The 9,672-nt window shown below is 40.7% G+C and carries 5 protein-coding genes; all 5 read left to right on the top strand.

Features of this window, described 5'->3' with window-relative positions; genetic code table 11:
* Entirely contained in the window at window positions 1-2,259 is a 2,259-nt protein-coding gene (locus tag RM539_RS04725) for a GH92 family glycosyl hydrolase (protein WP_311502276.1), read from the top strand.
* A complete protein-coding gene (locus tag RM539_RS04730; protein ID WP_311502277.1) occupies window positions 2,252-4,855 on the top strand; it encodes an alpha/beta hydrolase-fold protein in 2,604 nt (867 codons plus the stop codon). The genes RM539_RS04725 and RM539_RS04730 overlap by 8 nt, the downstream gene beginning before the upstream one ends.
* Before the next feature lie 11 nt (window positions 4,856-4,866).
* The gene (locus RM539_RS04735) at window positions 4,867-7,257 is read left to right on the top strand and encodes a glycoside hydrolase family 3 N-terminal domain-containing protein (protein WP_311502278.1); all 2,391 of its coding nucleotides are present in this window, start codon (window positions 4,867-4,869) and stop codon (window positions 7,255-7,257) included.
* Between the two features lie 19 nt (window positions 7,258-7,276).
* Entirely contained in the window at window positions 7,277-8,701 is a 1,425-nt protein-coding gene (locus tag RM539_RS04740; RefSeq protein ID WP_311502279.1) for an alpha-L-fucosidase, read from the top strand.
* The coding region (locus tag RM539_RS04745; RefSeq protein ID WP_311502280.1) for a glycosylasparaginase at window positions 8,702-9,672 on the top strand (971 nt) is incomplete at its 3' end.

The raw sequence follows: 9,672 nt of genomic DNA on the forward strand, positions 1-9,672 counted from the left end.
ATGACAAGTTTAAAAAATACATCTTTATTTTTCGTTATGCTTTTTGCAATTAATATTGTAAAAGGCCAGGAGGAGATGCAATTATTAGACTATGTAAACCCATTCATCGGGACTTCCAATTTTGGCGCAACCAATCCCGGAGCGATAGCCCCCAGAGGAATGGCAAGTGTTTCCCCGTTTAACGTGGCCGGAGCAGAGAATAAATTGGAAAAAGACAGCCGATGGCTTTCCAATCCCTACGTACATGAAAATACGTTTTTGACCGGCTTTAGCCATGTGAATATGAGTGGCGTGGGATGTCCTGAACTGGGAGTTATTGTTAGCATACCAACAACCGGAGAACTGGAAACAAATCATTTAAAATATGGAACCACCTATTCTGAAGAAACGGCCGAAGCAGGTTATTATTCTGCACAATTAGATAAATATAAAGTAAAAGCAGAAGCTACTGCAAGTACCAGAGTAGGGGTTAGCCGCTATTCTTTTCCGGCCGGAAAATCCAATATTCTATTAAACCTGGGTTTAGGTTTAACCAATGAGCAGGGAGCGATGGTTCATGTGGTTTCTCCTACAGAGATTGAAGGGATGCGAATGGTGGGTAGTTTTTGCTACAATAATCCTGAGGCTGCTTATCCGGTATATTTTGTGGCAAAATTCTCTAAACCTGCCGATGAATTTGGGGTATGGAAAACACCTTATAAATACAACGGCCTAGAATCCCAATGGATGCATTACAACGGTGAAACCCGTATCAAAAAAGGATTCACTCGGGAAGTGGTTGGCGATAGTATAGGAGCCTATATGACCTACAATTTTAAAAAGCCACAACAGGTGGAGATGAAAATCGGTATTTCTTATGTGAGTTTGGAAAATGCAAAGGAGAATCTGGAAAAGGAAGTCGGGAATTCTAATTTCGAATCGGTTTACGCGAACACCAGAAAAGCATGGAATGAAAAATTACAGGTTGTCGAAATTGAAGGCGGAAATAAAGATGAAAAAACAATTTTTTATACCGCCCTTTTCCATACGCAGATCCATCCCAATATCCTGAACGACATTAACGGGGAATATCCTGAAGTAGGGACTGGCAAGATCGGTAGAACTGAAGGTACCCGCTACACCACTTTTTCACTTTGGGATACTTACCGGAATTATCATCAGCTAATGAGCCTGCTTTATCCCGAAGAGCAGCTGGAAATGGCAAACTCCATGCTGGACATGTATAAAGAAAACGGATGGCTGCCTAAATGGGAATTAAATTCAACTGAAACCTTTACTATGGTTGGGGACCCAGCTGCGATAGTGTTCGCTGATACTTATTTGCGAGGTCTTACAGATTTTGATGTCCAAACTGCTTATGAAGCGATGCTTAAAAGCGCTCTGAATACTGTTTCCAATCCGTTGCGGCCAGGTTTAATACAATATATTGAAAAAGGTTATATTGGAGTTGACAGTCATGTGAAGGGACCAGTCTCTGTGACGCAGGAGTATAATATCGCAGATTACGCCATTGCTCAGATGGCTAATGAACTCGGTAAAAATGAAGATTATCAGAAATTTTCAGAGCGTTCTACTTCCTATAAAAACCTGTATAATCCGGAAACTGGATTTTTACAACCAAAAAATACTGACGGAACCTGGTTTTCAGAATTCGATCCGCTTGCAGGAACTAATTTTGCCAGTAATCCCGGCTACATCGAAGGTAATGCCTGGCAATATCTTTTTATGGTTCCGCATGATATTGAAGGTTTAAAAGAAGAGATGGGCGGAAATTCGAAATTTGAAGCCAGGCTTGATGAGTTATTTGAAAAGGATCAATTCGATATGGCAAATGAACCTGATTTTGCGTACGGCTATCTGTACAATTTTATTCCAGGTAAAGAATATAAAGCTTCAGCAAAAATTAATGAATTAATTCATCAATATTATAAAAATGCTCCTGAGGGAATTCCGGGAAATGACGATACTGGTACCATGAGTGCATGGGTGATTTATTCCATGATGGGTTTCTATCCCATAACTCCTGCAAAACCGGTGTATACTATTGTTGCTCCAACTTTTGAAAAAGTTAAGCTAAACCTAGATCCAAGATTTTATAACAAGACTCATCTGATCATTGAAAAAATAGGAAATGGGAATGCGATAAAATCCATGGAATTAAAAGGTGAAGAAATCAACAACTATACAATCCAGCAAGACCCGCTTTTGCTCGGCGAGAATTTAATTATTCAAACCTATAAAACAAATGAAAATGAATAAATCCACCGCCTTAGTAATACTTCTTGTCGCAATTTGCTTTTTACATACAATAAATACAGAATCACAGGAAAGAGAAGGGAATATTGTAGAATATTTTGGGAAGGAAAAAATCAATGAAGTGAGTGAAGGTGAAATTCTTCACCTTTTTGAAGAAGGTTTAATACTGAGCGGTTTAAGAGGAAGCTTCGCCGTGAAGGCTGTTGAAAGCGATCCTGTTATCGCAACTTTTTTAGGTAAACCAGGGAAGATGATACAAAAAGGGGATTCCTTTGAGGATAAGAATGGCACTACCCTATCATGGGATACAATTAGCGTAAATAAAACCAACGAGTTTGAAGGTAATTTCAGGTCGGGATATCTCTTTTTGAACTTCGAATCAGATCAGGATCAAATGGCAGTGTTGGAAGCTTCCGGTCATACTACGGCGATTGTCAACGGAATGCCACACGAAGGTGATCATTATGATTACGGCTGGAGTCTCATTCCTGTTCAATTAAAAAAGGGAAATAATCCTATTTTACTTACCGGTGGAAGATTTAATCGTATTCGCGCCAGATTATTAAAAACCGACGCTCCCGTTCAATTTACAGAAAGGGATATGACCCTGCCGGATCTTATTGCAGAAGAAAATACAGAATTATGGGGTGCATTAAGAGTTATGAACGTGAGTTCAAATGAGTTTGCTGGAGGAAGCATTTTAGCCAGCCTTCATGGCAATGAAATTGGTTATGATCTTAAGCCTATAGCACCGGATTATGTAAAAAAAGTTCCTTTCAAAATTCCTGCAATTCAGGGTTTGGAAATAGATACAAAACAGGATGTTTTTCTTGAGTTGAGAGATAAAAAGGGAAAGTTGCTGGATACTCTAACGATTAGTCTGGACGTGAAATCGGCTTATAAACATCATAAAGAAACATTTATCAGTGATCTGGATGGTAGTGTCCAATATTATAGTGTTGCCCCTTCATTAACCAAAAACACCTCGAACCAGGCGCTTACTTTAACCGTTCATGGTGCTTCTGTAGAAGCTGTCAATCAGGCTGCTGCTTACCAGCAGAAAGATTCTATGCACATTGTAGCGGCTACCAATAGAAGACCTTTTGGTTTTGCATGGGAAGACTGGGGAAGGATGGATGCCATGGAAGTTCTGGGGATTGCCGAAAAGAAATACGAAACCGATCCGCAGCATACTTATTTAACAGGACATTCTATGGGCGGTCATGGCACATGGTATTTAGGGGTTACTTATCCTGACAGATTCGCAGCGATTGGGCCTGCCGCGGGATATCCCGATTTGATCAAATATCGAAGAGGTTTTGTAGAGCGTATGCGGGAAAGACCGGAATCTGATTTCGAGAGGTTTGGAATGACCAAGCAGGAATTTATGGATCAGGCGGATGGGAAACAGCCTACGCAAAACCTTCAGGATTTATCAGATATTATACAGAGAGCGGGTAACACAAGTCGTTCTTTAAAACTGAAGGAAAATTATTTGCATTACGGAGTGTATGTGCTACATGGCGAAAAAGATAATGTGGTGCCCACCGATATTGCTCGCGAAATGCGACAGGTGCTAGGAACATTTCATGATGACTTCGCCTATTATGAGTATCCCGATGGGGAGCATTGGTTTGGAAGTGAAAGTGTAGACTGGCCGCCATTGTTTGAGTTTTTTAACTTTAGAAAAATAAAGAAAGATCCTGAAATCGATGAACTTCAGTTTAAAACAGCTTCTCCGGGAGTTTCAGAAGGATCGCATTATCTTGAAATCTGGCAACAACAAACGCCATTGGAGATCAGCTCGTTTTCCATGGAAAAGGAAGCAGATACCGTATATGTGACTACCGAAAACATCGCTCTTTTTAAAGTTAATTTTGAAAAGGCCGGGGATTCCTTGCTTGAGCTAAAACTTGATGATACATTCTTTCCGGTTTCAGAAATGAAAGCGGAGCAATTTTTCAGATTTAAGGATGGAAATTGGATAACAGCTGAGAAACCATCTTCATCAGTAAAAAATCCAAAGCGAAACGGCACCTTTAAGGACGCCTTCAAAAACAATATGGTTTTTGTATACGCCACAAAAGGAACGAAAGAAGAAAACCAATGGTATCTGAACAGAGCGCGGTATGATGCCGAGAAATTCTGGTACCGCGGGAATGGCACCATACATCTTGTTAAAGATACCGATTTTAAGGAATCGGAATATCCTGACAATAATATAATCCTCTATGGGAACAGCGATAATAATGCTGCCTGGAAGAAACTACTTAAAAATGCGCCGTTTAAGGTGAGTAATAACTCGTTTACTTTCGGAACTAAAAAATGGTCTGGTAATGACCTTGGCGCCTATATGGTTTATCCCCGAACAAATACTGAAAAAGCTACTATTGGCATAATTACCGCCACGGGAAGGGAAGGGATGCACGCTGCATATGCCAATGACTATTTATTGAATGCGACATTTTTTCCTGATGTAATGATATTTGATGCGGAAATGCCTGCTAAAGGTTTGGAAAGTATCAAAGCTGCCGGTTTCTTCGGAAATTCATGGCAGATTGAAGATGGAGATTTTGTATGGGGAGAGGAGAATAACTAAAAATTACGTGCATGATTGGGAGGTTTAAATTTTTATTGTTTTTAGCCTTATGTTTTTGCTTAGATCTAACTGCACAGGATTCAGCAGCAGTGGATAACACCTATCTGGATTCGGACTTGCCGGTTTCCGATCGTGTAGAAAATCTGCTTATGCAGATGTCTGTGGAAGAAAAAGCAGGGCAATTGCTTTTTCCCTTGGGCTGGCCTATGTATGAAAAAACGAACGATCAGGTTTCGGTTAGCGAGCTTTATAAAAAAGAAATAACCGAAAGGCATATTGGCGGCCTTTGGGCGACGCTTCGTGCCGATCCCTGGACTCAAAAAACGCTTGAAACAGGGTTAAGTCCTAAACAGGCTGCCAAGGCTACAAATGCGATACAGCGATATGCGGTGGAAGAAACTCGGTTGGGAATCCCGTTACTTTTAGCTGAAGAAAGCATGCATGGACACATGGCAATAGGGGCAACTACATTTCCCACAGGAATTGGCCAGGCCAGTACATGGAATCCAGATTTGATCGAAGATATGGCAACCGCTATTGCTGCAGAAGTTCGAGCGCAGGGGGGTAATATTGGATATGGCCCGATCCTGGATATTTCCCGTGATCCAAGATGGTCTCGTGTGGAAGAAACTTTTGGAGAAGATCCTTTTTTAACCGCTGAAATGGGTAAAGCAATAGTTTCCGGTTTTCAGGGAGATGACGTTTCTCAAAAGGATAAGATTGTGGCTACAATGAAGCATTTTATTGCTTATGGGGCTTCCGAAGGAGGCCATAATGGTGGAGCCGTAATAACCGGAGAACGCGATTTATTTCAGAATATGTTATATCCTGTAAAAGAAGTGGTCGATGCTGGAATTCTTTCCGTTATGACAGCCTATAGTTCTGTGGATGGTATTCCAAGTACTGCGCATGAAAAGCTGTTAAAAGGACTACTTAAAGAACAATGGGGTTTTGATGGATTTGTAATTTCAGATTTAGGAAGTATTGAAGGTTTGCTTGGTAGTCACCATATTGCCGGCTCATTGGAAGATGCTGCTGCCATTTCCATAAAAGCAGGAGTGGATGCAGATCTTGGGGGAAAGGCTTATCACGAACCCTTACTTGAGGCGATCGAAGATGGAAGAGTGGATATGAAAACGCTTGATAATGCCGTTCGAAAAATTCTGGAAATCAAATTCAGATTAGGCCTTTTTGAAAATCCGTATGTTGATGAAAATGAAGCGGTTTCTATAGTAAACAATGAAAGAAACCAGGAACTGGCCCTAGAAGTTGCCCGACAGTCTATCACCCTTTTAAAAAACGAAGGTAACCTGCTTCCTCTAAACAAAAACATTAAAAAGATTGCTGTTCTGGGGCCTAATGCGGATGTGCAATATAATCAACTAGGAGATTACACTGCTCCCCAGAGCGAAGAAAAAGTTTTTACGGTTCTGGATGGAATTCGCAATGCCCTGCCAGATGCGGAGGTTGTTTATAGCAAAGGAACGGGGGTAAGAGACACCATACAAACAGATATTAGGGCTGCTGTGGAACTGGCCAGGTTAAGTGAGGTGGCTATTGTGGTTTTAGGTGGTTCCAGTGCGAGAGATTTTAAAACAGAGTATCAGGAAACTGGAGCGGCAAGCATTTCTGAGAATGAAGACATTCTGAGCGATATGGAAAGCGGTGAAGGTTTTGATCGTTCTACGTTGCATCTTATGGGCAAACAATTGGAACTGCTTGATGCGGTGGTCGCCACAGGTACACCTACAGTTCTTGTACTCATAAAAGGACGACCATTATTGCTGAACCGGCCTGTTGAAAACGTTTCGGCTATCCTCGATACTTGGTATCCCGGTGAGCAGGGTGGTAATGCGATAGCCGATGTTCTTTTTGGAGATTACAATCCAGCTGGAAGGTTACCAATTTCTGTCCCAAAATCTGAAGGGCAATTGCCGGTGTATTACAATCAGTTAAATCCTCATAGAAGGGATTATATTGAAATTGATTCAAAAGCACTTTTCCCTTTTGGTTTTGGTCTTAGTTATACCAATTTTTCCTATAGTAACTTGCAGGTTAAAAATAATGCGTCTAATAATGATAATTTGGTTAATGTTCAGTTGGATATTCGGAATACCGGGCATATGGGGGGTGATGAAGTAGTCCAACTGTATGTTAGTGACTTACGAAGTAGTGTAGTGACTTCCGTAAAACGACTGGCCGGTTTTCAAAGAATTAATCTGAAACCTGACGAAAAGAAAACGGTAAAATTTACACTTCAGCCGAAGCATTTGGCTTTATATAATATTGATATGGATAGGGTTGTGGAGTCGGGAAAATTTCTATTAGAGATAGGGGCTTCTTCAGAAGATCTTCGGGTTTCGGAAACTTTCGAAATTGAGCAGGAGATTAAACTAGATTAAGGAATTTGCATTTGAGATTATGAAAAAAATAAATCAGTTTTTAATAGCGCTTTTGGTGAGTGTTTCAGTATTCGGCCAGGAAGATAATATACACCAAAGATCTTCAGAATATCAAAAACCCGATAATCCAGAGGTATTGGAAAAGCTTGACAAATGGCAGGATCAGAAATTTGGAATGCTTATACATTGGGGGCTTTATGCGGTACCCGGAATTATGGAATCATGGACCCTTTGTTCGGAAGACTGGATTGACAGGCCGCCAAATATTAGCTATAATGATTATAAAAAATGGTACTGGAACCTGAATTCGGTTTTTGATCCCGTTAATTTTGATCCGGACGGATGGGCTGAGGCTGCTGAAGCTGCGGGAATGAAATATGTGGTTTTTACTACGAAACATCATGACGGGTTCAACATGTTCGATACGAAGCAAACGGATTTTAAAATCACCAATGGTCCGTTTCAAGATCACCCAAAAGCCAATATTGTCAAATATGTTTTTGAAGCTTTCCGAAAAAAAGATTTTATGATTGGAGCTTATTATTCAAAACCGGACTGGCACAACCAAGATTTTTGGTGGGATAAATACGCGACACCCAATCGAAATGTAAATTATGATATCAGAGAATATCCTGAAAAATGGAAATCTTATCAGGATTTTACGTTTAATCAGATTCAGGAACTCATGACGGGTTATGGTGGTGTCGATGTTCTTTGGTTAGACGGTGGCTGGATAAGGCCAAAAAGTACGGTCAATGATGAGGTGAGAGCCTGGGGTGCACCTATTCCGGAATTTAGCCAGGAAATAAATATGGATAGTATAGCAGAAATGGCAAGAAAAGCCCAACCGGGATTGATAATTGCCGACAGGACTGTTCAGGGGCCTTATGAAAACTATCAGACACCGGAGCGCAGGATACCCGATTCAAAATTGGATAATCCCTGGGAAAGCTGTTTGCCCTTTGCCAATAATTGGGGATACGTTCCAAATGACGAATTTAAGTCGGTAAGATCTGTTATTCATAGTCTTGTGGAGACGGTAGCCAAGGGTGGAAATATGTTATTGGGTGTGGGGCCTACGCCGGATGGGATTATTCCTTTAGAAGTGGTCAAGAAGCTGGAAGAAATTGGAGCCTGGCTGGATGTTAACGGTGAGGCTATTTACGGTACGCGTGCAATGGATCATTATCAGGAAGAGAATGCTTATTTCACCAAAAAAGATAATCAGGTTTTCGCGATTGTACTACAGAAGGAAGGAGAGAACCTGAAGAGTGCGAAATGGACAAATAATGTTCCAACGGGCAATAAACTGAAATTAGTAGGCTTCGATAAGTCCTTAAAATTCAAAAATGAAAATGGAGAAATTAGTGTAGTTATTCCTAATAATCTTCCGCAGCACTTAAAGAATTCACCGGCACTGGTTTTTTCTTTTAAAATGAAATAAATGAAACGTAGAAAATTTATTACCAAGAGTAGTTTAGGAAGTATTGCATTTTTCAGCAGCGGAGACATTTTCAAATCTTTTGCATTTGAAGATGAAACTATCAAAAAAACGCGTCCTGTTTGTATTTCAACCTGGAATTTTGATAAAGCCAATTTAAAAGCAGGTCAGTTGCTGAATGAAGGTACTGGCGCTCTTGATGCCGTTGAAGCTGGTGTAAGAGTGGAAGAATCTAATATTGAAAATACTACGGTGGGCATTGGGGGAACTCCGGATCGTGACGGAAATGTAACGCTGGATGCTTGCATTATGGCGCCAAATGGTGAAGCCGGTTCTGCGGTATATTTAAAAGGAATTGAACATCCTGTTTCGGTAGCTAGAAAAGTAATGGAGGAGACTCCGCATGTGATGCTGGCTGGGGAAGGAGCGCTACAGTTTGCGTTAAGTAACGGATTTGAAAAGAAAAATCTGTTAACGAAAGAAGGAAAGGAGAAATGGAAAGAATGGCTCAAAGAGAAAAACTATCAGCCTGAAATAAACGTAGAAAACCACGATACTATCGGGATGCTTTGCCTGGATAAAAATGGCAATATCGCAGGTGCCTGTACCACCTCTGGACTGGCTTATAAGATTGCGGGCAGAATAGGAGATTCACCAATTATTGGTTCCGGTTTGTTTGTAGATAATAAAATTGGTGGGGCAGTAGCAACGGGTTTAGGTGAAGAAATTATGAAAAATGTGAGCAGTTTTTTAATTGTGGAAATGATGAGGCAGGGTAAGAGTCCGCAAAAAGCTTGTGAAATTGCCCTAAAGCGAATTACTGATTTGAGCCCCGATAATAAAAACTTCCAGGTGGGATTGATCGCTATCAATAAAAGCGGCGAAACAGGAGGAGCCTGTATCCATCCTGGATTTATGTATATGCGTCACCAGGATGGTAAAAATGAACAGGTGAAAGTAAAATCTTTTCTGAA

The organism is Autumnicola musiva, assembly GCF_031846585.1.
Classification (GTDB): Bacteria; Bacteroidota; Bacteroidia; order Flavobacteriales; family Flavobacteriaceae; genus Autumnicola; species Autumnicola musiva.